This window comes from Pseudomonas sp. KH_040 (assembly GCF_057839305.1).
Map to the genome: position 1 here is coordinate 5679992 of NZ_CM174487.1, position 23189 is coordinate 5703180.

General features: G+C 59.8%; 21 protein-coding genes. 14 read left to right on the forward strand and 7 right to left on the reverse strand.

The features are described 5' to 3' along the window. Positions 1-5: 5 nt before the first annotated feature. The gene (gene mrcB / locus AC3IUF_RS25245; protein WP_489279619.1) at positions 6-2330 is read right to left on the reverse strand and encodes a penicillin-binding protein 1B; all 2325 of its coding nucleotides are present in this window, start codon (positions 2328-2330) and stop codon (positions 6-8) included. 118 nt (positions 2331-2448) lie between these two features. Between mrcB and AC3IUF_RS25250 the strand changes: the two genes are divergently transcribed. The 4 genes from AC3IUF_RS25250 (at position 2449) to AC3IUF_RS25265 (ending at position 5815) form a co-directional block, all read left to right on the forward strand. Beyond that, on the forward strand, positions 2449-4005 hold the full coding sequence (locus AC3IUF_RS25250; RefSeq protein ID WP_489279621.1) for a bifunctional aminoglycoside phosphotransferase/ATP-binding protein: 1557 nt from the start codon (positions 2449-2451) through the stop codon (positions 4003-4005). Positions 4006-4095: 90 nt separating this feature from the next. Beyond that, entirely contained in the window at positions 4096-4440 is a 345-nt protein-coding gene (locus AC3IUF_RS25255; protein ID WP_007909940.1) for a pentapeptide repeat-containing protein, read from the forward strand. A gap of 285 nt (positions 4441-4725) precedes the next feature. Beyond that, positions 4726-4998, forward strand: coding sequence for a TfoX/Sxy family protein (locus tag AC3IUF_RS25260; protein WP_003228231.1), 273 nt, complete (start codon positions 4726-4728; stop codon positions 4996-4998). 16 nt (positions 4999-5014) lie between these two features. After that, positions 5015-5815, forward strand: a complete 801-nt coding sequence (locus AC3IUF_RS25265) for a Crp/Fnr family transcriptional regulator (RefSeq protein WP_489279623.1) — start codon at positions 5015-5017, stop codon at positions 5813-5815. 226 nt (positions 5816-6041) lie between these two features. Here AC3IUF_RS25265 and AC3IUF_RS25270 read toward each other — a convergent pair whose 3' ends face one another. The 4 genes from AC3IUF_RS25270 to AC3IUF_RS25285 are packed head-to-tail and all read right to left on the reverse strand — an operon-like array spanning position 6042 to position 9588. Then, the gene (locus tag AC3IUF_RS25270; RefSeq protein WP_447787138.1) at positions 6042-6893 is read right to left on the reverse strand and encodes a ChaN family lipoprotein; all 852 of its coding nucleotides are present in this window, start codon (positions 6891-6893) and stop codon (positions 6042-6044) included. A 21-nt stretch (positions 6894-6914) separates the two neighbouring features. Continuing rightward, positions 6915-7637, reverse strand: coding sequence for a heme ABC transporter ATP-binding protein (locus AC3IUF_RS25275; protein ID WP_414895106.1), 723 nt, complete (start codon positions 7635-7637; stop codon positions 6915-6917). A 44-nt stretch (positions 7638-7681) separates the two neighbouring features. Beyond that, positions 7682-8665 (reverse strand): FecCD family ABC transporter permease, encoded by a 984-nt coding sequence (locus tag AC3IUF_RS25280; protein ID WP_177321058.1) that lies wholly within the window; start codon positions 8663-8665, stop codon positions 7682-7684. A gap of 50 nt (positions 8666-8715) precedes the next feature. Next, entirely contained in the window at positions 8716-9588 is an 873-nt protein-coding gene (locus tag AC3IUF_RS25285; RefSeq protein WP_489279625.1) for a heme/hemin ABC transporter substrate-binding protein, read from the reverse strand. Positions 9589-9753: 165 nt separating this feature from the next. Here AC3IUF_RS25285 and AC3IUF_RS25290 point away from each other — a divergent pair, with 165 nt between their 5' ends. Then, positions 9754-10071 carry a Rieske (2Fe-2S) protein gene (locus tag AC3IUF_RS25290; protein ID WP_489279627.1) on the forward strand — a complete coding sequence of 106 codons (318 nt, stop codon included), beginning with the start codon at positions 9754-9756 and terminating at the stop codon, positions 10069-10071. Here the strand turns inward: AC3IUF_RS25290 and sfsA are convergent. Then, the gene (sfsA, locus tag AC3IUF_RS25295) at positions 10068-10781 is read right to left on the reverse strand and encodes a DNA/RNA nuclease SfsA (RefSeq protein WP_489279628.1); all 714 of its coding nucleotides are present in this window, start codon (positions 10779-10781) and stop codon (positions 10068-10070) included. The two genes, AC3IUF_RS25290 and sfsA, sit on opposite strands and share 4 nt — an antisense overlap. Further along, positions 10781-11953, reverse strand: a complete 1173-nt coding sequence (locus tag AC3IUF_RS25300; RefSeq protein WP_489279630.1) for a pyridoxal phosphate-dependent aminotransferase — start codon at positions 11951-11953, stop codon at positions 10781-10783. Before AC3IUF_RS25300 ends, sfsA begins: the two co-directional genes overlap by 1 nt. 334 nt (positions 11954-12287) lie before the next feature. On the opposite strand from AC3IUF_RS25300, the gene dksA reads away from it, so the two are divergent. The 9 genes from dksA (at position 12288) to panC (ending at position 23144) form a co-directional block, all read left to right on the forward strand. Beyond that, on the forward strand, positions 12288-12731 hold the full coding sequence (gene dksA / locus AC3IUF_RS25305; protein WP_007909922.1) for an RNA polymerase-binding protein DksA: 444 nt from the start codon (positions 12288-12290) through the stop codon (positions 12729-12731). Positions 12732-12922: 191 nt separating this feature from the next. Next, a complete protein-coding gene (gene gluQRS / locus AC3IUF_RS25310; protein WP_134177341.1) occupies positions 12923-13819 on the forward strand; it encodes a tRNA glutamyl-Q(34) synthetase GluQRS in 897 nt (298 codons plus the stop codon). Between the two features lie 77 nt (positions 13820-13896). Continuing rightward, positions 13897-14073: a hypothetical protein gene (locus tag AC3IUF_RS25315; protein WP_003176118.1), complete on the forward strand. Its 177-nt coding sequence runs from the start codon at positions 13897-13899 to the stop codon at positions 14071-14073. Continuing rightward, positions 14057-17011, forward strand: a complete 2955-nt coding sequence (locus AC3IUF_RS25320) for a sensor histidine kinase (RefSeq protein WP_007909920.1) — start codon at positions 14057-14059, stop codon at positions 17009-17011. The genes AC3IUF_RS25315 and AC3IUF_RS25320 overlap by 17 nt, the downstream gene beginning before the upstream one ends. 22 nt (positions 17012-17033) lie before the next feature. After that, positions 17034-18470: a sigma-54-dependent transcriptional regulator gene (locus AC3IUF_RS25325; protein ID WP_007909919.1), complete on the forward strand. Its 1437-nt coding sequence runs from the start codon at positions 17034-17036 to the stop codon at positions 18468-18470. Between the two features lie 733 nt (positions 18471-19203). After that, positions 19204-20607: a polynucleotide adenylyltransferase PcnB gene (locus AC3IUF_RS25330; RefSeq protein ID WP_007909918.1), complete on the forward strand. Its 1404-nt coding sequence runs from the start codon at positions 19204-19206 to the stop codon at positions 20605-20607. A 4-nt stretch (positions 20608-20611) separates the two neighbouring features. Continuing rightward, the gene (folK, locus tag AC3IUF_RS25335; RefSeq protein WP_447787149.1) at positions 20612-21097 is read left to right on the forward strand and encodes a 2-amino-4-hydroxy-6-hydroxymethyldihydropteridine diphosphokinase; all 486 of its coding nucleotides are present in this window, start codon (positions 20612-20614) and stop codon (positions 21095-21097) included. A gap of 389 nt (positions 21098-21486) precedes the next feature. Continuing rightward, complete coding sequence (gene panB / locus AC3IUF_RS25340) at positions 21487-22287, forward strand: 3-methyl-2-oxobutanoate hydroxymethyltransferase (RefSeq protein WP_007909916.1); 801 nt, start codon at positions 21487-21489, stop codon at positions 22285-22287. After that, positions 22284-23144, forward strand: a complete 861-nt coding sequence (gene panC, locus AC3IUF_RS25345; protein WP_007909915.1) for a pantoate--beta-alanine ligase — start codon at positions 22284-22286, stop codon at positions 23142-23144. Before panB ends, panC begins: the two co-directional genes overlap by 4 nt. Positions 23145-23189: the final 45 nt, after the last annotated feature.

The window sequence follows — 23189 nt, forward strand, 5'->3', positions numbered from 1 at the left end:
TTCGCTTAATTCATCCAGCCCTTGACCCAATCCATCACCGACTCGCCGGAAGCAGGCGTTTCGCCCGCACAGGCGGCGCCGGGTGGCGGTTCGCTGCCGCGAATATACGGCATCTGCACCGCCCCCGGGCAGTTGGCATCGGAGCCCTGCCCGGTACGCGAATCGACCCACGCCTGCACGACGTTGTCCGGTTGCGGCATGTCCAGCGGCAGCGGATCGGCCTTGCGCATGAAACTGGTCCAGACCTGCAGTGCACCAGTCGCCCCGGTGAACGGTGTCTTGCCGTTGTCATCACGACCCAACCAGACCACCGCCAGCAGATCCTGACTGAAACCGGCGAACCAGCTGTCACGGGAATCGTTACTGGTACCGGTCTTGCCCGCCAGCGTCAGAGTCTTGGGCAGCACGTTATAAACCGAGCTGCCGGTACCTTCACGCATCACGCGCTGCATGGCGTTCTGGATCAGATAAATGGACGCCGGATCGAAGCGCTGCTCAATCTGAAACGGATAACGCTTGAGCGGCTCGCCCTCGGCGGTCAGCACGCTGCGAATCCCGCGCATCGGCGTATTGAAACCACCGTTGGCCAGCGTCTGGTACATGGTCGCGACTTCGATCGGGGTCATGCCGCCAGCGCCGAGAAGCATCGACGGGAATGCCGGGAACTCACGCGTCACGCCCAGTCGCCCCAGGGTTTTCAATACATTCGGCACGCCGACTTCCAGGCCCAGACGCGAAGTCGACAGGTTGTAGGAATGCGCCAAGCCCTGATAAAGGAACACGGTACCGTGAGAGCGACGGTCATAGTTCTGTGGTTTCCACACCTGACCGTTCGCGCCTTTGACCGACAACGGATCGTCGGACAGCCAACTGGTCAGGGTGTACTGGCTCGGTTTTTCCAGCGCAGTCAGATAAACCGCAGGCTTGATCAACGAGCCAATCGGCCGCACGGCATCCAGTGCGCGGTTGAAACCGGCATAACTGGCCTGACGGCTGCCGATCATGGCCTGGACTTCGCCGGTTTCCGGATTGGTCACGACCATCGCCGCTTCCACGTCATCAGAACCCTTGCGCCCGGCCAGACGTTTGAAGGTGTCGTTGACCGACGCTTCGGCCTTCATCTGCAGGATCGGATCGAAACTGGTGAAGATGCGCAGGCCTTCTTCGGTCAAGTCTTCGTCGCGGTAGTCTTCACGCAACTGGCGTTTGACCAGATCGATAAAGCCCGGGAACGAGCTGTCGGCGAGCTTGCCGCGCGTGGTCACGCCCAGTGGCATTTTCTTCGCCGCTTCGACCTGTTCGGCAGTCGCCACGCCTTGCTGCTCAAGCACGTCGAGCACCAGGTTACGCCGCTCCAGCGCGCGCTCAGGATTACGACGCGGGTTGTAGTAGGACGGGCCTTTGACCATGCCGACCAGCAACGCCACCTGATGCAGTTTCAGCTCGGACAATGGCTGGCCGAAGAAGAACTGGCTGGCCAGACCAAAACCGTGCACCGCACGCTGACCGTCCTGTCCGACGAAGACTTCGTTGAGGTAAGCCTCAAGAATTTCCTTCTTGTCGTAATGCAACTCCAGCAGCATCGCCATCATTGCTTCGGTGAGCTTGCGAGTCAGGCTGCGTTCGCTGGTCAGGTAGAAGTTTTTCACCAACTGCTGGGTCAGCGTACTGCCGCCCTGGGTCATCTTGCCGCCAGAGGTGTTGACCCAGACAGCGCGGGCAATCGACTTCGGCGACACGCCCCAGTGGCTATAAAAGTCGCGGTCTTCTACAGCGACCAGGGTTTCGAGCAGATACGGCGGCACCTGATCGAGTTTGATCAGAATGCGGTCTTCGAGATTCTTTGGATAAATGCCGCCGATCATCAACGGCTCAAGGCGCACTACGGATAACTTTGAACCGTTGGTCGCCGACAGTTCTGCGACGTAATCGCCGGAGAAACGCACGCGTACCGACTGCGGTTTTTCCAGGCCTTCATAGAACTGGAAGCCACGGGTATTCAGATCGACCGTATTGCCACTGACGGCTGCGGCGCCGGGGCCATTGCTGACCGCCTCACGGCGATAGCCAAGGGCATCGAGTTCGGTAAGGAAATCGTCCTTGCTGAGCTTTTGTCCGACGAACAGCTCGAGCGGCCGCGCGTAGACCTTGGCCGGGATGGTCCAGCGTTTGCCGGAGAACTTCTCCTGCACCACGGCATCGAGGTAAACGGCGAAGCCGGCCAGCACGACAAGGCCGACCAGACTGAGTTTAATGGCCCAGCTCAACCACGGGCTAAGGCCCTTGGAGGGTGGCTTTTTCTTGGTACGGGGGGATCGAGTTCGAGTCATGGCGGCGGATTATACGCACTTTATTCATCCTCAACAGGAGCGCTCCGAGGTTTGCGTCGGGCTGGCGAGCGGCCATAATGGCCACCTCGAATTTCCCCCAGTCTCTGAAGGATCGCCCGTGAGCCAGTCACTGATCGCTGCCCTGCAAAACCCGGCCCTCTACCCGCACCCTGTCGAAGGGTTTCAGGTCATCGAAACCCATATCTCGTGGGTGATCCTCACCGGTCCCTTCGCTTATAAAGTGAAGAAACCGGTAAATTTCGGCTTCCTCGACTTCACCGGTCTCGAGTCGCGTGCACATTTCTGCGCAGAAGAGCTGCGTTTGAACCAGCGTTTGACTGATGATTTGTATCTGGAAGTGTTGCCGGTGACTGGCAGCGTTGAAGCACCGCAACTGGGCGGCGACGGCGCAGCGATCGAATACGTGCTGAAAATGCGCCAGTTCCCGCAGAGCGGTTTGCTCAGCACCCTGCAAGCCAATGGCGAGCTGACCACCCAGCACATCGACGAGATGGCGCAGCAGATCGCTCACTTCCACCTCACCGCGCCAAAAGTCCCGGCCGAACACGATGCCGGCACCCCGGACAGCGTAATGGCGCCGGTCGCGCAAAACTTCGAGCAGATCCTGCCGTTCCTCAGCGACAAAAACGATCTGCTGCAACTCGACGCACTGAAAGCCTGGGCCGAAAGCAGTTTCGAACGTCTCAAGCCACTGTTCGCTCAGCGCAAAACCGAAGGTTTTACCCGTGAATGCCACGGCGATATTCACCTGGGCAACGCCACGGTCATTGACGGCAAAGTGGTGATCTTCGACTGCATCGAGTTCAACGAACCGTTCCGTTTCACGGACGTCTGGGCCGACACCGGTTTCCTCGCGATGGACCTGGAAGACCGTGGCCTGAAATCCCTGGCGCGCCGCTTCATCAGCCAGTACCTCGAGTTGACCGGCGACTATCAAGGCCTGGAAGTGCTGAACTTCTACAAAGCCTACCGCGCACTGGTTCGCGCCAAGGTTGCGCTGTTCAGCATGCCGGCAGACGCAACACCAGTGCAGCGCGCCACCACCCTGCGCCAGTACCGCAACTACGCCAACCTGGCGGAGAGCTACAGCACCATTCCCTCGCGTTTCATGGCGATCACCCACGGTGTTTCCGCGGTTGGCAAAAGCCACGTGGCCATGCGTCTGGTCGAAGCGCTGGGTGCCATCCGCCTGCGCTCCGATGTCGAGCGCAAGCGCTTGTTCGGCGAGCAAACCGTTACCAACGACGTGCAAGCCGGTATCTATAGTGCTGACGCCAGCACCGCGACCTACGCGCGCCTGCACGAAATTGCGGAAGTGATCCTGCACGCTGGTTTCCCGGTGGTCATCGACGCGACTTACCTCAAACGCGAACAACGCGACAACGCGGCAAAAATTGCCGAAGCCACCGGCACACCATTCCTGATCCTCGACTGCAACGCACCGCAAGCGGTGATCGAGAGCTGGCTGGCGATTCGTCAGGCCGACAAACAGGATCCGTCTGACGCCACCCTGGCCGTAATCGAAGCGCAGCAGGCCAATCGTGAAGCGCTGACGCCGGAAGAAATCCTGCGCAGCAAACGCGTGCAGACCAACGAATCCGGCACGCTGGACACCGTGGTCGCGCAGATCCGTCAGCGCCTGCCAGGCCTGTAAGAAACTATTTCGGCCGTGAAGCCCTCGCTCGCTTCACGGCCGTCAAATAGTGGCACTATACTGGCGTCATAAAACCAACGGTGATATGACATGAGCCAGCCGAAACTTCTCGACACCCCGCTGTATGCCTTGCTGCACAAAGATGACATCACAGGTTTCAACAAAGAGCGCCCACAGGATGGCCCGATCGACATGGTCGGCGGCGATTTCCGTGGTCTCGATTTACGTGAACTGAACGCCGATGGCGTGGATTTCCGGGACGCGTACTTCCGTTCCGCCGATCTGCGTGGCATCGATTTCCGCAATGCGTCGCTGGAAGGTGCAAGCCTGGCTCACGCACAGATTTCCGGGGCGTATTTCCCGCCGGAGCTGAGCGCTGACGAGATTCTGATGTCGATGAATTTCGGCACGCGTTTGCGTTATCGCACCCGCTGATCGCCTCATTGTTCCCTGACACAACGCCGCCCCTGCAGGAGTGAGCCTGCTCGCGATAGCGGTTTAGAATTCAACACATGTGTGCCTGCAAGTCCGCTATCGCGAGCAGGCTCACTCCTACATTGATTTGTGTTCCCCCCTCCTCATCTGCGCTCGCAGCCCTTAAAAGCGCCCTTCTTAGAAGCGTTTGCGTTGAATCCGACCAAACAACCACGCTTTTCCTACTGATGGCTACACTCCTGAGAAGCTCGCCCACGCACCATTCGGCCGTCGCAAGGAGGCTTGATGAATGATGAACTGCAACACCTGAAGAATCTTGGCAAGACGTCGGCGCAATGGCTGCATGCCGTGGGCATCCACAGCGCCTCGGACTTGCGTCGCCTGGGCGCAGTGGATGCCTACCGGGCCGTGCGTACCCGCGGGTTTCGCGCATCGAAGGTGTTGTTGTATGCGATTGAAGGCGCGCTGATGGATGTGCACTGGAACGACATCCCCGCCGAACGCAAGGACGCCTTGAACAAGCAGCTTGAAGCCATTTCCTCGCGCCACAAGAACTGAACGGGCATAGACCGTTATGTATTTACTGGGGGAACAATCGGCCTGGGCCGATGCCTTGATCAACCGTTTGCAGAGCTTGCCTGCACTGTGGCTGCGCGATTTGGCGCCTTGCGGGCCGACTCTGGAGCTGGAAGCGTCGGATGATTTGCTCGCGCAATTGCCCGCCGATCAGCTATTCCTGCTCAATGAAGGTGGGATCAGCGGCTGTATCGCCGCCCGCCCGCTGTTTTATTGGCAGGAGGGTGATTTGATCGGCCTCCAGCAAGGTGAGAACTGGGCTGATTGCCGTTTATGCAATGAAGGGGCATTGCGCTTGACGCCCTATCGGCGTGGTGAGTTTTTCCAGCATTTGCATGCCGACACTCATCGGGCAGAGCAGTTTCTGGAGTATCTGCTCGGGCAAATGGCAATCCTTGCCCATGCCGTCGCGCAGCTGAAGCCACGCGAGTTTCGCAGCACCAACGGTTTCAAACGGGTCGAAGCCGGTGAAACCCTGATCAGCCAGGGTGACGCAGCTGACCACGTGTTCGTAATCATCGACGGGCATGCCGAAGCGTTTGTAGACGGGCAGAAAGTTGGCGACGTGCCCAAGGACGAAATTTTTGGTGCTATGGCCGTGTTCACCGGCGAGCCACGCAGTGCCACGGTCATCGCCCGAGAACCGAGCACGATAATGCTGATTCCCGGTGAACAATTCTTGAGCATGACTCGCACCAATCCGAAGATCGCCCACAGCCTGATCGAGAGCATGGCGCGGCGGATCGGCCAGCTGAATCGGCAGATCACACGAATACCCCCACCGGAAAGCCTGCGCTGAACCCTTTGTTTACGGGGTGTTCCGGCCATTTACCAGACGAATTCAAAGAAACGGAAAAACAGTTGTTGACTCGCTAATGAGAATCGCTATGATTATCACAACTGGTCGCGAGATCAGTCGATATTCTGAAAAGCCCTTGGTTCGGACTCTCAGATTATCTCCTCATCAGGCTAATCACGGTTATTTGACCCGGTTTTTACCGGGTCTTTTTTTGCCTGTGGAAAAGTCATTTGCCGAACTGTTTGCGCATCTGCTCGCAGTAATCCTGCTTGGGCGTGGCGGGCGTGTACCAAACGTAATCGGCCATCGCTGCCGTTATCTCGGTGCCCTGCTCTGCCAGCATCAACACCGTCGGGGACTCCGTGGCGCCCAAATCCACAACATGCAACGGCACGCCAACATCCTTGCGCGCATGCCACGCACCGGCCAGCAAGACTGAAGGTGTCGGGGCCGCCAATAGCCCTTCGGCCATACGCCGATCACGTTGTTGCTGAACAGCGAGCATTGCCGGCATCTGTGATTCGGGCAGCAGGCCACAGTGGGAATCGCTGATCTGCTCCAACAATACGGCTTTCACCGACTCAGCATTGCTGCGCTCTCCCTTCAACACGGACGGATTGCGATAGAAGGTTCGAATCTCGTCGCTATCCAGATTTGCCGCCAGTAGCGGATAAGGTTGAGTGAGCGCGAAGCGGACAATCGGCCCATAGAGATTCCAGTCCCAACCGTCCTGCCAGGCCAATGCACCGGGCAGATCAGCGGACGGCGTTTTCGTCTGGCGTGCCTGGTCAACACGAGGCTGCTGGTCCGGCGTGAACATTTCCATTAGAAGACTTCCCTGCGGCCGCTGCTCGCCGAGCGAGCGCAACAGCCACAACTGCGCGGCATGATGATCGGCATTGTCATGCTGCTCACCGATGATCAACCGCTCAGGCTCAGCCAAGCGCTTCACCAGCTGCTGCGCCGTCAGCACTTCGCCGTTGCGTAGATCGCGAATCTCGCCACTGACCGGCGGTGGCACCACAGCATGCTGACACCCCGCAAGCAACACCACCGCCAACAGCCACATCCCACGCATGCAATCACCTCGATGATCCAGTCAGCGGGCGATAATCAGCGGATGCCCACGCTCCGGGTGCGGCTGCACCAACACTTCGAGACCGAATACGGCCTGGAGCGTGTCCGGTCGCAAAACCTGCTGCGGTGTATCCAGCGCCACCGGATGCCCGCCTTCCAGCAGCAGAATGCGATCACAATAACGCGCCGCCAGATTCAGATCATGCAGGATCACCAATACCGCGGCGCCACGATCAGCAAACTCGCGCACGGCCTGCAGCGTTGTGTGTTGATGCAGCGGATCGAGCATCGACGTCGGCTCATCCAACAGCAGCGTCTGCCCGGCCTGCCCCGGCCAAAGCTGCGCCAGCACCCGCGCCAGATGCACACGCTGACGCTCGCCACCGGACAGCGCCAGATAACTGCGACCGCTCAAGTGCCCGGCATCCGCCGCCGTCAACGCCGCCGCAATGATTTCGTCATCCCGCACCCGACCACTCTGCCAAGGCAAGCGGCCCATGCCGACCACCTCTTCGACGCGGAAAGCAAAATCCAGGGTCGACACTTGAGGCAATACCGCCAATCGCTGCGCACGTTGCGGGCCAGTCCAGTGACTCAACGCCTGCCCGTCGAGGGAAACCCCGCCGTTGCTCGCCGCCAACTCGCCGCACAAGGCGCCCAGCAAGGTACTTTTGCCAGCACCGTTCGGCCCCAGCACACCGAGTACTTCACCCGGTTCAAGCTGCAACGTGACATCGCTGAGCACTGTCTTGCGACCACGCTGAATGTGCAGATCCTGTGCACGTAACATCAGGCGCGCCCTCGTAACAGCAGATAGAGGAAGAACGGCGCACCGATAAACGCGGTGACAATACCGATCGGCAACTCTGCCGGCGCCAGCGCCAATCGCGCGACCAGATCAGCCAACAGCAACAGGCTCGCCCCCGCCAACACCGATGCCGGCAGCAAGACTTTGTGATCCGGCCCCGCCAGCAAGCGCACCAGATGCGGCACCACCAGCCCGACAAAACCGATCATCCCGGCTGCCGCCACTGCGGCGCCAACCCCCAGCGCCGTACAAAACACTAATTCACGCTTGAGCCGCTCGACTTCGATGCCTAAATGCCCGGCCTCGGATTCTCCGAGCAGCAAGGCATTCAGCGCTTTCGCCCGACGCGGCAACCACAATGCGACACCAGCGCTGATGATCAGCAAAGGCCACAGCCGCGCGTAACTGGCGCCATTGAGGCTGCCAAGGTTCCAGAAGGTCAGCGTGCGCAGCGTCGCGTCATCCGCCAGATAAGTGAACAAGCCGACGGCCGAACTGGCCAGCGCCGTCAGGGCAATCCCCGCGAGCAACATGGTTGCAACATTGGTCTGGCCGTTGCGGCGACCGAGTCGATAAACCAGCGCCGTCACTCCAAGCCCGCCGAGAAACGCACAGACCGACAACAGATACGGTCCAAACCATTCCGGCAGACCGCCGAAAAACGAGCCACCAACAATCGCGATCGCCGCGCCCAATGCCGCGCCGCTGGAAACGCCGACCAGCCCCGGATCCGCTAACGGGTTACGAAACAAGCCCTGCATTGCCACACCGGACAACGCCAACACACCGCCGACCGCCAGCCCGAGCAAAGTACGCGGCAAACGAATCTGCCCCAGGATCAGCTCCGCCTGCTCCAGACCGTCCGGTGCCAGCGGCAGGCCGAGCATGCGTAACGCCGCGCGTAATGTATCGAACAGCGGCAGGCTGACCGGCCCCAACGCCAGCGACAGCCAGATCGCCAGCAAACACAGCAGTGTCAGGCCAATGAACAAGGCACGGGGTTTTACCAGTGTGGTCATTGGCCGCTCTTGGCCGGGTAGAAGCCGTCAGTCAGGCTTTTCAGCGCCGCCGGCAAACGTGGCCCGAGGCCGCCGACCAGCAAAGTCGGGTCAAGCTCCAGCACGCGCCCGGCCTTGGCCGCGCGGCTTGAATCGAGAATCGGGTTTTCCTTGAACAGCGCCGCTTTCGCCGCCTCACCGGTCAACGCACGGTCGGCGAACACCAGCACCTCAGGATCAAGGCTGGCGAGGGATTCCACGGAGAACGGTTTGTAACCGGTGTGCGTCGCCAGGTTACGCCCCCCGGCCTGCTGCAACAGCCAGTCGGCGGCAGTGTCCTTGCCGGCGATCAACGGTTTGCTGCCCGCATGCCCGAGCAACAGCAACACGCCCGGCGCCTTTTGTTTGCTCTGCACTTGAACAACACGCGCCTTCTGCGCATCGAGCTGCTGTTGATAAGTTTGCAGCAACTGCGCAGCCTTCGGCTCGGCGCCGAGCAATTGGCCCAAATGAGTAACGTTCTTCTCCAGCGTCGGCAGATCCGGTTGAGCCGAGAACAACACCACCTGAACCTTGGCCGCTTTGACTTGCGACAGAACCGGCGGCGGGCCCATTTCTTCAGTGCCAATCAAGATATCCGGACGCAGACTGAGAATGCCCTCAGCCGAAAGGCTGCGCTGATAACCAATGCTCGGCAGCGCCTTCAACGACTCCGGGTGCTGGCTGGTGGTATCGACGCCGACCAGTTTCGATTCGCCGCCCAACGCACTGACCCACTCCGACAGCGCACCGCCGGCACTGACCCAACGTTGCGGCAAATCAGCCGCTGCAGCCTGGTGGCTGACCAAAAGTCCGACACACAGCGCGGCAACGCGGGTACTCAGGCGCATACACAGCTTCCTTGAATAAGGTTTTTCCCGGGCATCAGGATGGCAGGCCAAGTATCCTCGACATCTGCCAGACGCCTGCGGGTGAAGGCCGCCATTTGATAATTGTTTGCATTTAAACGTCAAGCTCGGACATATCCAGACACGAGCGGACACTAGAGGATAGTCATGAAGTTTCTCTGCGCGGGCGCCGACCTGGCTGAAGCGAAAAGCCGTGGTTTTGAGATCGACGGCAACAAACTGTTCGCCGTGCGCCGCAGCGGCCAGGCGTATGTCTACCTCAATCGCTGCCCGCATCGCGGCGTCGGGCTGGAATGGCAGCCAGACCAGTTTCTCGACCCGAGCAACAGCCTGATCCAGTGCGCCACCCACGGCGCACTGTTTCTGATCGAGGACGGCGAATGCGTCGCTGGCCCCTGCGCCGGGCAATCACTCACCGCCATACCCTGCCGCGAAGACGCCCAAGGCCTGTGGATCAATGTTTAACCGTTGAGTAACACGTCGAGACGCCGGTCGATGACCATCTCTTCATGGTCCAGCCGCACGCCATACGCCAGCACCTCAACGCCGAAGGCCACTGCTTCGAGAAGTGCATCGGCGTACGCCGAATCGATTTCCTTCGCCGGCCGCACCGCGTCAATCCCGCTCAGATTGACGCAGTACAACTGCACCGCGCGAATCCCGTCCCGTGCCAGATGCGCCAACTCCCGCAGATGCTTGGCGCCACGCTGGGTCACGGCATCGGGAAATGCCGCCACCGCAGTACCGTCGAAACCCAGAGTGACGCTTTTCACCTCTACATAGGCCGGGCCACTCGGGTATTCGAGACGGAAATCGATACGGCTCTTTTCCTGCCCGTAAGCGACTTCACGTTTCAACGCGGTAAAGCCGTTCAGCTCGCTGATGACACCCGCCTGCAACGCCTCTTCGACCAGTCCATTGGCCCGCGCTGTATTCACGCAAAACAACCGGCCTTGCGGGGTTTCACCGATTTCCCATGTACCGGGCAACTTACGTTTCGGATCGTTGGAGCGACTGAACCAGACCTGCCCACCCTCGACCTGACAATTGAGCATCGAACCGGTATTCGGGCAGTGAATGGTCAGCAACTCGCCGCCAACGGTTTCGATATCGGCGAGAAAACGCTTGTAACGCCGGATCAGTCGCGCCTCTTCCAGAGGTGGATAAAAGCGCATCAGCCTTGCCAGCTCTTCAAGCCACGGGCGATTCGCTCCACCGCTTCCTGTAAGCGCGGGAGGTTTTGCGTGTAGGCAAAACGCACATGGTGACTGGCCTGATAGCGACCGAAATCCAGACCCGGGGTGAACGCCACATGCTCGGTTTCGAGGAAATGTCGGCAGAACGCGAAGGCATCGCCGCCGAACTGGCTGATATCGGCGTAGAGATAGAAAGCGCCTTCCGGCTCCACGGCGATGTTGAAACCCAACTCGCGCAACGCTGGCAGGAGGAAATCCCGGCGACGGCCGAATTCGGCACGACGCTCTTCAAGAATCGCAATAGTATCCGGCTCGAAACAGGCCAACGCCGCATATTGCGCCATGCTCGGTGCACTGATGTAGAGGTTCTGCGCGAGTTTTTCCAGCTCGCTGACCGCCGCGTCCGGCGCCACCAGCCAGCCGAGACGCCAGCCGGTCATGCCGAAATACTTGGAGAAACTGTTCAACACAAAAGCGCTGTCATCGACTTCCAGCACGCTGGCGGCATCGGTGCCGTAAGTCAGACCGTGATAGATCTCGTCCACCACCAGATGCCCGTGTTTCGCCTTGATGGCTGTGGATAACCCGGCCAGCTCATCGCGTGTCAGGATCGTCCCGGTCGGGTTGGCCGGCGAAGCCACCAGTGCGCCGACGCTGTCGTGATCCCAATGCCGCTCGACCAGATCAGGAGTCAGTTGATAACGCACGTCCGGACCCACCGGCACCAACTGCGCCGCACCTTCGACCAAACGCAGGAAGTGCCGGTTGCACGGGTAACCCGGATCCGCCAGCAGCCAGTGTTTACCGGGATCGACCAGCAACGCGCTGGCCAGCAACAGCGCACCGGAACCGCCCGGTGTAATCAGAATCCGCCGTGGGTCGATATTCAAGCCATAACACGATTGATAAAACCCGGCGATTGCCTCGCGCAGTTCCGGAATGCCGCGCGCAGCGGTGTAACGGGTCTTGCCCGCCGTCAGCGCCGCTTGCCCGGCACGAATGATCGGTTCAGCGGTAGTGAAGTCTGGCTCACCGATCTCCAGATGGATGACATCATGACCTTCAGCCTGTAACTCATTGGCCCGCGCCAGCAGCGCCATCACATGGAACGGTTCGATCGCACGACTGCGCGCACTGTAAGGCTGAGCCATTGGTTTTCCTTCGGCAGGGAAAAAGAGACGATTCTACCCATCTGCCGGAACGAGCGAGAACCCGCAGCGGTCACAGCCTCAAGAACGCTGGACTGTAACGATACGCACGTACGCTCCAGGATTGACTAAAATCAGTGATTGAACAGGTCTTCAACACCACCAGACACGGCTTGCCAAACATTTGCAAGCGCCACCCGCCGGGGCCTCGACATCCGGGAGTAGCGCAGGCCGATTTGATCTGGTAAGTTCGCCCGCTTGCAGCCGCAGGGCCGGCAGGTGTCGGTGATGGAGCAATCCTGCGCAATGGATTACAAGAGTAGAGGCGGTCCATTTCATGCCCACCCAAGCAAAGCAACAGCAGCAAACGGCGATCAGCGGCTTCGAACCTTATGTTCAGGCCAAAGACGAAGAGTACATGGGCAAACCCATGCGCGCGCACTTCACCAAGATCCTGACCAAGTGGAAACTGGACTTGATGCAGGAAGTCGACCGAACTGTTGATCACATGAAGGACGAAGCGGCCAACTTTCCCGACCCGGCCGACCGTGCCAGTCAGGAAGAAGAGTTCGCCCTTGAACTGCGTGCCCGTGATCGCGAGCGCAAGCTGATCAAGAAGATCGACAAGACACTGCAACTGATCGAAGACGGCGAATACGGCTGGTGCGATTCGTGCGGCATCGAGATCGGCGTCAAGCGCCTTGAAGCCCGTCCTACTGCCGACATGTGCGTCGACTGCAAGAACCTGGCTGAGATCAAGGAAAAGCAGGTCGGCAAGTAATCTCGACCTGAACGAAAAACGGAGCGTGCGAACGCTCCGTTTTTGTTTCTGCCTTTTGCCTTTTGTAGGAGTGAGCCTGCTCGCGAAATCGGTGTGTCATTCAGCATTTAATCGTCTGAAATTACGCTATCGCGAGCAGGCTCGCTCCCACAGGTTGACCTGCGTATAGCCTGAAAAGTAGCTTCGTCTCCATGACTGCCAAAACATCCCCCGCCTACATCGGCCGCTTCGCCCCAACCCCGAGTGGCCACCTGCACTTCGGTTCGCTGGTTGCCGCCCTCGCCTCGTATCTCGACGCCCGTTCGGTCGGCGGTCGCTGGCTGGTGCGCATGGAAGACCTCGATCCGCCCCGTGAAGAACCCGGTGCGCAGGTGGCGATCCTCAAGGCGCTGGAGAGTTACGGCTTTGAATGGGACGGCGACATGGTGCGTCAGAGCGATCGCCACGATGCTTACGCCGAAGTGCTCAACAGCCTGTTCAATCATGGCCTGGCCTACGCTTGCACCTGCTCGCGCAAACAGCTCGAAGCGTACAACGGCATCTATCCGGGCCTGTGCCGCAATGCCGGTCACGATCAGCAAGACGCGGCGATCCGCCTGCGCGTACCGGAACTGGAATACCACTTCATCGATCGTGTTCAGGGCGAATACCGCCAGCATCTGGGCCGCGACGTCGGCGATTTCGTGATCCGGCGCCGCGACGGCCTCTACGCCTATCAACTGGCCGTGGTCCTCGATGATGCCTGGCAAGGCATCACCGACATCGTGCGCGGTGCCGACCTGCTCGACTCGACCCCACGCCAACTCTATCTGCAAGAATTGCTCGGCTTGCGCCAACCGCGTTACCTGCACTTGCCGCTGATTATCCAACCGGACGGCAACAAGCTCGGCAAGTCCTACCGCTCGCCGCCGCTACAAGCCGATCAAGCCACGCCATTGTTGCTGCGAGCCCTGCGCGCACTGGGGCAAAACCCAGGCGCCGAACTGGCTCACGCCTCGCCGCAAGAGTTGCTGGCGTGGGGCAGCGCACACTGGGATGCCACACAGATCCCGCGCACACTGACGCTGCCCGAAGCGCAACTGCTATGACGACACTTGCAGTCGTGCGCCCATCCGTTACCATCGCCGCACGTTTTCGGGCACGCGCATAAAAAAGAGAGGCCGGGATGTACATCTATCGCTTGGTCCTGCTTTTAGTCGTGGGGATCTACCTGTTTTCCCCCGCCATCATGGATTGGTGGATCGACGCTACGGGCGCCTGGTATCGCCCGTATCTGCTCTGGCTGATCCTCATAGTCGTGACCTTCATCCTGCAGAGCCAAAAAGATGCCGATGAGCTTTAGCCTGACCCAGATGATCCTGGTCAGCGCCGCGTACCTGGCGGTGCTGTTCGGCGTTGCCTGGATCAGCGAACGGGGCATGATCCCGCGCGCGATCATTCGCCACCCGTTGACCTACACCCTGTCACTGGGTGTTTACGCCAGTGCCTGGGCGTTTTACGGCACGGTCGGCCTCGCCTACCAGTACGGCTACGGCTTTCTCTCCAGTTACCTCGGCGTGTCCGGCGCGTTTCTGCTGGCGCCGGTGCTGCTCTATCCGATCCTGAAAATCACCCGCACCTATCAACTGTCGTCGCTGGCGGATCTGTTCGCGTTCCGCTTCCGCAGCACCTGGGCCGGCGCGCTGACCACGATTTTCATGCTGATCGGCGTACTGCCGCTGTTGGCGTTGCAGATTCAGGCGGTGGCCGACTCCATCGGCATCCTCACCGGCGAGCCGATCCAGAGCCGCGTGGCATTGGCGTTCTGTGCGCTGATCATTCTGTTCACGATTTTTTTTGGTTCCCGGCATATCGCCACCCGTGAGAAGCACGAAGGACTGGTATTTGCGATCGCCTTTGAGTCGGTGATCAAACTGATCGCCCTCGGCGGCGTCGGTTTGTATGCGCTGTATGGTGTGTTCGACGGCCCGCAGCAACTTGAGCTGTGGCTGCTGCAGAACCAGACCGCCCTCGCCGCCCTGCACACGCCATTGCAGGAAGGCCCGTGGCGCACGTTGCTGTTGGTGTTCTTCGCCTCGGCGATCGTGATGCCGCACATGTATCACATGACCTTTACCGAAAACCTCAATCCGCGCTCGCTGGTCAGTGCGAGCTGGGGTTTGCCGCTGTTCCTGCTGCTGATGAGTCTGGCAGTACCACTGATCCTCTGGGCCGGGCTCAAGCTCGGTGCAACGACCAATCCGGAATACTTCACCCTCGGCATCGGCATCGCCGCCAACAGCAAACCGCTGGCCTTGCTGGCTTACGTCGGTGGCTTATCGGCGGCCAGCGGATTGATCATTGTGACCACGCTCGCGCTGTCGGGCATGGCGCTGAACCACTTGGTGCTGCCGCTTTATCAACCGCCGGCCGAAGGCAATATCTACCGCTGGCTGAAGTGGACCCGCCGCGCGCTGATCGTCGCGATCATCATGGCTGGTTTCGGTTTCTACCTGATGCTCGGCGCCGAACAGGATCTGGCCAACCTCGGCATCGTCGCGTTTGTGGCGACCCTGCAATTCCTGCCCGGCGTGTTGTCGGTGCTGTACTGGCCGACCGCCAACCGGCGCGGCTTTATCGCCGGTCTGCTGGCGGGGATTCTGGTCTGGGTAGTGACCATGCTGCTGCCGCTGGTCGGCAATCTGCAGGGTTTCTACATCCCGCTGCTGAACATGATTTACGTACTCGACGACACCAGTTGGCACATGGCGGCCATCGCCTCGCTCGCCGCCAACGTCTTGATGTTCACGCTGATCTCGCTGTTCACCAACGCCAGCCCCGAAGAAGCCAGCGCTGCCGAAGCTTGCGCTGTGGATAACGTCCGTCGCCCGCAGCGGCGTGAGCTGCACGCCGCCTCGCCACAGGAGTTCGCCACACAACTGGCGAAACCGTTGGGCGCCAAGGCTGCGCAGAAGGAGGTCGAGCAAGCGCTGCGTGACCTCTATCTGCCTTTCGACGAACGCCGCCCGTACGCCTTGCGTCGTTTGCGCGACCGCATCGAAGCCAACCTCTCCGGCCTGATGGGCCCGAGCGTGGCGCAGGACATGGTGGAAACCTTCCTGCCCTACAAGGCCGGCGGCGAAAACTATGTGACCGAAGACATCCACTTCATCGAAAGCCGTCTCGAGGATTACCACTCGCGCCTCACAGGCCTGGCCGCCGAACTCGATGCCCTGCGTCGTTACCACCGCCAGACCCTGCAGGAACTGCCGATGGGCGTCTGCTCGCTGGCCAAGGATCAAGAGATCCTGATGTGGAACAAGGCCATGGAAGAACTCACCGGGATCGCCGCACAACGCGTGGTCGGTTCGCGTCTGAGCACCATTGGCGAGCCGTGGAAAGAGTTGCTGCAAGGCTTCATCAACCTGCCCGACGAGCATTTGCACAAACAACATCTGGCCCTCGACGGCCAGACCCGCTGGCTGAACCTGCACAAAGCCGCCATCGATGAGCCATTGGCGCCGGGTAACAGTGGCCTGGTGTTACTGGTCGAGGATTTGACCGAAACCCAGATGCTCGAAGACAAACTGGTGCACTCCGAGCGCCTGGCCAGCATCGGTCGCCTCGCGGCCGGTGTGGCCCACGAAATCGGCAACCCGATCACCGGCATCGCTTGCCTGGCGCAGAACCTGCGCGAAGAGCGTGAAGACGACGGCGAACTGACGGAAATCAGCGGGCAGATTCTTGAACAGACCAAACGCGTGTCACGCATCGTCCAGTCGCTGATGAGCTTCGCTCACGCCGGCAGCCATCAGCACAGCGATGAACCCGTTTGTCTGGCCGAAGTTGCCCAGGATGCTATTGGCCTGCTGGCGCTGAACCGACGCAATTTCGAAGTGCAGTTCTACAACCTGTGCGACCCCGATCACTGGGTCGAAGGTGACCCGCAGCGGCTCGCCCAGGTACTGATCAATCTGCTCTCCAACGCCCGCGACGCCTCGCCGCCGCACAGTGCGGTGCGGGTCAAGAGCGAAGCCGGCGAACACACGGTCGATCTGATCGTGGAGGACGAAGGCAGCGGAATTCCGAAGAACATCATGGACCGATTGTTCGAACCCTTCTTCACCACCAAGGATCCTGGCGAAGGCACCGGTCTGGGCCTTGCACTGGTCTATTCCATCGTTGAAGAGCATTATGGACAAATCACCATCGACAGCCCGGCTGATGTACAAAGCCAACGCGGCACCCGTATCCGGGTGACCTTACCGCGTCATGTCGAAGCGACGTCCGCTGTGAACTGAGACCGTCGAGAGTATCGAATCAATGCCGCACATTTTGATCGTCGAAGACGAAACAATTATCCGCTCCGCCTTGCGCCGCCTGCTGGAACGTAATCAGTACCAGGTCAGCGAAGCCGGTTCAGTGCAGGAAGCACAAGAACGCTTCACCATTCCTACGTTCGATCTGATCGTCAGCGATCTGCGCTTGCCGGGTGCGCCTGGCACCGAGCTGATCAAGCTCGGCCAGGGCACGCCGGTGCTGATCATGACCAGTTACGCCAGCCTGCGCTCGGCGGTCGACTCGATGAAGATGGGCGCGGTGGACTACATCGCCAAGCCTTTCGACCACGATGAAATGCTTCAGGCTGTCGCGCGGATCCTGCGTGATCGCCAATCGGCACCGGCGGCCGGCGAAGCGGTTGCCAGCAAACCGGCCAATGGCAGCGGTAAATCCGCCGTCGACAACAGCAACGGCGAAATCGGCATCATCGGCTCCTGCCCGCCGATGCAGGATCTGTACAGCAAGATCCGCAAAGTCGCGCCGACCGACTCCAATGTGTTGATCCAGGGCGAGTCCGGCACCGGTAAAGAACTGGTGGCCCGCGCCCTGCACAACCTGTCGAAACGCGCCAAGGCGCCGATGATTTCGGTGAACTGCGCAGCCATTCCGGAAAGCCTGATCGAGTCCGAACTGTTCGGCCATGAGAAAGGCGCATTCACTGGCGCCAGCGCCGGGCGTGCCGGTCTGGTTGAAGCGGCGGACGGCGGCACCTTGTTCCTCGACGAAATCGGTGAGCTGCCATTGGAAGCCCAGGCCCGCCTGCTGCGCGTGTTGCAGGAAGGCGAGATTCGCCGGGTTGGCTCGGTGCAGTCGCAGAAAGTCGATGTGCGCCTGATCGCGGCGACTCACCGGGATCTCAAGAGCCTGGCGAAAATCGGCCAGTTCCGTGAAGACCTTTATTACCGTCTGCATGTGATCGCACTGAAACTGCCGGCCTTGCGCGAGCGCGGTGCCGACGTCAATGAGATCGCCACGGCTTTCCTCGCTCGCCAGAGCGCGCGCATCAACCGTACCGACCTTAAGTTTGCTGCGGATGCCGAACAGGCGATCCGGCATTATTCCTGGCCGGGTAACGTGCGTGAGCTGGAGAACGCGGTCGAGCGCGCAGTGATTCTGAGCGAAAGCCCGGAAATCTCCGCCGATCTGCTGGGCATCGATATCGAGCTGAGCGATCTGGAAGACGACGAGTTCATCGGTCTGCCACCGCAAACGGGCGGTAACGCCAGCAACAGCAGCCATGAGCCGACCGAAGACCTGTCGCTGGAAGACTACTTCCAGCACTTCGTCCTCGAGCATCAGGACCACATGACCGAGACCGAACTGGCGCGCAAACTGGGCGTCAGCCGTAAATGCCTGTGGGAACGCCGTCAGCGTCTGGGCATTCCGCGGCGCAAGACCGGGGTCGCCAGCGAGAGCTGAACGTTACCTGTCGAGTGTGCGGGTAACGCTTGAAGATGTGAAAAAACTGTTACCTCAGTCGATTCACGTAACAGAAGCCGGGGTTATCGGTAACGAAACCCCGGCTTTTTTTCGCCCCGACAAAACGGTTATATCGACCTAACCCCTTGTTTTATTGGGTTTCGCAAAAGTTGGCACGGCACCTGCTATATGTTCAGTACAAGAACAATAACAAGCAATGCACAAGACAATAAAAATAAGACGAATCGACTCACGCACAATAAAAACAAGACGGCGAGAGGCGCAGCTAACTGATTCTTTTGGAGAGGCGTTGTATTTGGGGCTTGCCCCACGACCAGGCCGAGAACAACAAAAACTGTCCTAAGACAGAGCCTGTACTGGTTGGATCGAGAGATCACTGCAATTCAGCGACCAAAGCAATCCGTTTGCTCTTGGCTCCCGATTGGGAGGGTCACGAAGGAAACACTTCGTGGCGAGGGCACTCAACAAAAACAAGAAGCCCGAATCAATAATAAAAAGAGCACGCAACTACTTCTTGGGGAGCTTCGGCTCCCCTTGTAGTTTCTCCTCGTAGCAAAATCCCCCCTTTTTATCGTGCGCGATGCCTGTAGCCTGCGGCTTGCAGCTCAAATCGGCCGTGTCCTACACCATCCCCCGACTAAATGCTAGAATCTGCGCCCATCATGCGGTCATTCTTTGGTATGGCCGAACATTCCTTCAAACAGTGCATCCCATGCTGAAGAAGTTGTTCCAGTCATTCCGAGCTCCCGTGCGTCGTACGCAACACATCCGCAGCACCCCTGAAGTGCTCAACAGCGGCCAACATTCGCTGCAGAAAACGCAATTCAGCCGCTATGCGGTGAATATCGTCGAACGCCTGCAAGGTGCCGGTTACCAGGCTTATCTGGTCGGCGGTTGCGTGCGTGACATGCTGCTGGGCATCACGCCCAAGGATTTCGACGTCGCCACCAGCGCCACCCCCGAGCAAGTCCGTGCCGAATTCCGCAATGCGCGGATCATCGGTCGCCGCTTCAAATTGGTGCATATCCATTTCGGCCGCGAAATCATCGAAGTCGCGACCTTCCGCGCCAACCACCCGGTCAACGAAGACGACGAAGACAGCAATCAGTCTTCGCGTAACGAGAGCGGGCGGATTCTGCGCGACAACGTTTACGGCACCTTGGAAGAAGACGCGCAACGCCGCGACTTCACCATCAACGCCCTGTATTACGATCCGGTCAGCGAGCGCATCCTCGATTACGCCAACGGCGTACACGATATCCGCAACCACCTGATCCGCTTGATCGGTGATCCGAAGCAGCGTTACCAGGAAGACCCGGTGCGCATGCTGCGCGCGGTGCGTTTCGCCGCCAAGCTCAATTTCGGCATTGAAAAGCACACCGTGCAGCCGATCCGTGAACTGGCGCCAATGCTGCGCGAGATCCCGTCGGCGCGTCTGTTCGAAGAAGTGCTCAAGCTGTTCCTCTCCGGGCACGGCGCGATCACTTTCGAAATGCTGGTTGATCTGCAGCTGTTCGCCCCATTGTTCCCGGCCAGTGCCGATGCGCTGGAACACAACCCGGAGTACACGCACACGCTGATCAGCGAAGCGCTGACCAACACCGACCTGCGCATCAAGCAGAACAAACCGGTGACCCCGGCGTTCCTGTTTGCCGCGCTGTTGTGGCCTGCTTTGCCGGCCCGCGTGCTGCGCTTGCAGGAACGTGGCATGCCGCCGATTCCGGCGATGCAGGAAGGCGCTCACGAACTGATCGCCGAACAGTGCCAGCGCATTGCGATTCCGAAGCGTTTTACCATGCCGATCCGCGAGATCTGGGACATGCAGGAGCGTCTGCCACGGCGCAGCGGCAAACGTGCCGACCTGTTGCTGGACAACCCGCGTTTCCGTGCCGGTTACGACTTCCTGCTGCTGCGTGAAAGCGCTGGCGAGGAAACCGATGGCCTGGGCGAATGGTGGACGGATTATCAGGACGCCAACGACAGCGAGCGCCGCGACATGATCCGCGACCTCAGCGGTAAAGGTGATGACGCCAGTGGCGCGCCGCGCAAACGTCGCCGCAGCAGCGGTTCCAAGCGCAAACGCGCCGGCGCACCGAGCGCTTCGACAGGCGAGTAAAGGCATGGAACGCATCTACATCGGCATGGGCAGCAACCTCGCTGACCCGGCCGAACAATTGCGCAGCGCCGTCGAGGCGCTGGGGCAATTGCCGCAGACCCTGCTCGCTGGCGTTTCTGCCTTTTATCAAAGCGATTCATTGCTGCCGGGCCAGCCGCGTTACACCAACGCGGTCGCGGCGCTCGACAGCGATCTTGCGCCGATTGCACTGCTCGACGCGCTGCAAGCCATCGAAAACGATCAAGGTCGCGAACGCCTTGAGCGTTGGGGGCCTCGTACGCTGGATCTGGATATTCTGCTGTTCGGTAATCGTTTGATCGACGAGCCGCGCCTGAAAGTCCCGCATTACCAGATTCAGGAACGCGCGTTCGTGTTGTATCCGCTCGCCGAACTGGCCCCACAGGACCTGCGCCTGGCCGATGGCCGCAACCTCTCCGATCTGCTGGCAGCCTGCCCGTTCGTCGGCTTGGAACGCCTCCCCCACGCCTGACATAAATCCCTTGTAGGAGCTGCGGAACGCTGCGATCTTTTGATCTTCAAAATCAAGATCAAAAGATCGCAGCGTTCCGCAGCTCCTACAGGAATAGCTTTCCATATCCAGATTTATTGTCGGACAAAAACCCCTCGAATCAGGCCCGCCGCGCCGCTGAATCGCATCAGTAACGGCGGTAACACTCCCCTCGTAACAATGCGGTAACACACGCAATTGACTTCCTGTTGGCTCATCACGACTATAGGCGTCCCGCTGCCGCCAACCCGGCACATACGGGCGCAATCCAGGCCTTATAAGCACGACAAAAGAGCGTGCGCCTGAGTAGATGAAGAATCACGCGCGTTACTCGCAGTAGTTTCCAGAGCGCCTGAACGAGGATTTTTTACATGCCAGCCATCACCCTGACCACGCTCCAGAGCCTCAAGCAGAAAGGTGAAAAGATCACCATGCTGACCTGCTATGACGCGACCTTCGCCCACGCCTGTAATGAGGCCGGCGTCGAAGTGCTGCTGGTGGGCGACTCCCTCGGCATGGTCCTGCAAGGTCACGACAGCACGTTGCCGGTGACCACCGCAGAAATGGCCTACCACACCGCTTGCGTCAAACGCGGCAACACTGATGCCCTGATCCTCGCCGACCTGCCGTTCATGGCCAACGCCACCCTTGAACAAACCATGACCAACAGCGCCATGCTGATGCAGGCCGGTGCGCACATGGTCAAGGTCGAAGGTCAGTTGTGGCTCGCCGAGTCGATCCGTCTGCTCGCCGAACGCGGTGTACCGGTGTGCGCGCACATGGGCCTGACCCCGCAAGCGGTGAACATTCTTGGCGGCTATAAAGTGCAGGGTCGCAACGAGAACCAGGCACGGCAGATGCGCGCTGACGCGATTTCGCTGGAACAGGCCGGTGCGGCGATGCTGCTGCTCGAATGCGTGCCGAGTGAACTGGCCGCTGAAATCAGCCAGGCAGTGAAGATTCCGGTGATCGGGATCGGCGCCGGTAACGCCACCGACGGTCAGGTATTGGTGCTGCACGACATGCTCGGCCTGTCGATCACTGGCCGAGTGCCGAAGTTCGTGAAGAACTTCATGCAGGGTCAGGACAGCATCCAGTCCGCGCTGAAGGCTTACGTCAACGAAGTCAAAGCCACCACGTTCCCTGGCATCGAACACGGATTCTCTGCATGAACACCGTTAAAACCGTACGCGAACTGCGCGCCGCTGTCGCCCGCGCACGCAGCGAAGGCAAGCGCATCGGCTTCGTGCCGACCATGGGCAATCTGCACAGCGGTCACGTTGCACTGATCACCAAAGCCACGCAACGTGTGGATTTCGTGGTCGCGAGCATTTTCGTCAATCCGCTGCAATTCGGCGCCGGCGAAGACCTCGACAAATACCCGCGCACCTTGGCGGCGGATCAGGAAAAACTCCTGGAGGCGGGCTGCTCCCTGCTGTTCGCGCCAACTGTCGAGGAAATGTACCCCGACGGCATGGCCGGACAGACTCGGGTCAGCGTGCCGCAATTGTCCGAAGGCCTGTGCGGCGCCAGCCGTCCGGGGCACTTTGAAGGCGTGGCGACCGTGGTCAGCAAGCTGTTCAACATGGTCCAGCCGGATCTGGCGATTTTCGGCCAGAAGGATTATCAGCAACTGGCGGTGATTCGCGCGCTGGTGCACGACTTGAACATGCCGATCCAGATCATTGGCGAACCGACTGTGCGTGCCGCCGACGGCCTGGCGCTGTCCTCGCGCAATGGCTTCCTCAGCGAAGAACAACGTGCGGTGGCCCCGGTGGTTTATCGCAGCCTGAGCAACATTGCCGAGTCGATCAAGCAAGGCGAACGGGATTTCCCGGCGTTGATCAGTGCTCAGCAGCAACTGCTGGAGGCATCTGGGTTGCGTCCGGATTACCTGGAAATCCGCCACGCCCTGACCCTGCGTCCGGCGACGGCTGAAGACCGTGATCTGGTGATTCTGGTGGCCGCATTCCTCGGCACCACGCGGTTGATCGATAACCTGCACCTGAATCTCGATACCCCGGTTTAACCTACACCGCAATACCCCCTGTAGGAGTGAGCCTGCTCGCGATAG

Excerpts from the sequence above, each read along its gene's own strand:
- mrcB (WP_489279619.1), bottom strand. The coding sequence starts at position 2,330 with ATGACTCGAACTCGATCCCCCCGTACCAAGAAAAAGCCACCCTCCAAG.
- AC3IUF_RS25255 (WP_007909940.1), top strand. The coding sequence starts at position 4,096 with ATGAGCCAGCCGAAACTTCTCGACACCCCGCTGTATGCCTTGCTGCAC.
- AC3IUF_RS25260 (WP_003228231.1), top strand. The coding sequence starts at position 4,726 with ATGAATGATGAACTGCAACACCTGAAGAATCTTGGCAAGACGTCGGCG.
- AC3IUF_RS25265 (WP_489279623.1), top strand. The coding sequence starts at position 5,015 with ATGTATTTACTGGGGGAACAATCGGCCTGGGCCGATGCCTTGATCAAC.
- AC3IUF_RS25270 (WP_447787138.1), bottom strand. The coding sequence starts at position 6,893 with ATGCGTGGGATGTGGCTGTTGGCGGTGGTGTTGCTTGCGGGGTGTCAG.
- AC3IUF_RS25285 (WP_489279625.1), bottom strand. The coding sequence starts at position 9,588 with ATGCGCCTGAGTACCCGCGTTGCCGCGCTGTGTGTCGGACTTTTGGTC.
- AC3IUF_RS25290 (WP_489279627.1), top strand. The coding sequence starts at position 9,754 with ATGAAGTTTCTCTGCGCGGGCGCCGACCTGGCTGAAGCGAAAAGCCGT.
- sfsA (WP_489279628.1), bottom strand. The coding sequence starts at position 10,781 with ATGCGCTTTTATCCACCTCTGGAAGAGGCGCGACTGATCCGGCGTTAC.
- AC3IUF_RS25300 (WP_489279630.1), bottom strand. The coding sequence starts at position 11,953 with ATGGCTCAGCCTTACAGTGCGCGCAGTCGTGCGATCGAACCGTTCCAT.
- dksA (WP_007909922.1), top strand. The coding sequence starts at position 12,288 with ATGCCCACCCAAGCAAAGCAACAGCAGCAAACGGCGATCAGCGGCTTC.
- gluQRS (WP_134177341.1), top strand. The coding sequence starts at position 12,923 with ATGACTGCCAAAACATCCCCCGCCTACATCGGCCGCTTCGCCCCAACC.
- AC3IUF_RS25315 (WP_003176118.1), top strand. The coding sequence starts at position 13,897 with ATGTACATCTATCGCTTGGTCCTGCTTTTAGTCGTGGGGATCTACCTG.
- AC3IUF_RS25320 (WP_007909920.1), top strand. The coding sequence starts at position 14,057 with ATGCCGATGAGCTTTAGCCTGACCCAGATGATCCTGGTCAGCGCCGCG.
- AC3IUF_RS25325 (WP_007909919.1), top strand. The coding sequence starts at position 17,034 with ATGCCGCACATTTTGATCGTCGAAGACGAAACAATTATCCGCTCCGCC.
- AC3IUF_RS25330 (WP_007909918.1), top strand. The coding sequence starts at position 19,204 with ATGCTGAAGAAGTTGTTCCAGTCATTCCGAGCTCCCGTGCGTCGTACG.
- folK (WP_447787149.1), top strand. The coding sequence starts at position 20,612 with ATGGAACGCATCTACATCGGCATGGGCAGCAACCTCGCTGACCCGGCC.
- panB (WP_007909916.1), top strand. The coding sequence starts at position 21,487 with ATGCCAGCCATCACCCTGACCACGCTCCAGAGCCTCAAGCAGAAAGGT.
- panC (WP_007909915.1), top strand. The coding sequence starts at position 22,284 with ATGAACACCGTTAAAACCGTACGCGAACTGCGCGCCGCTGTCGCCCGC.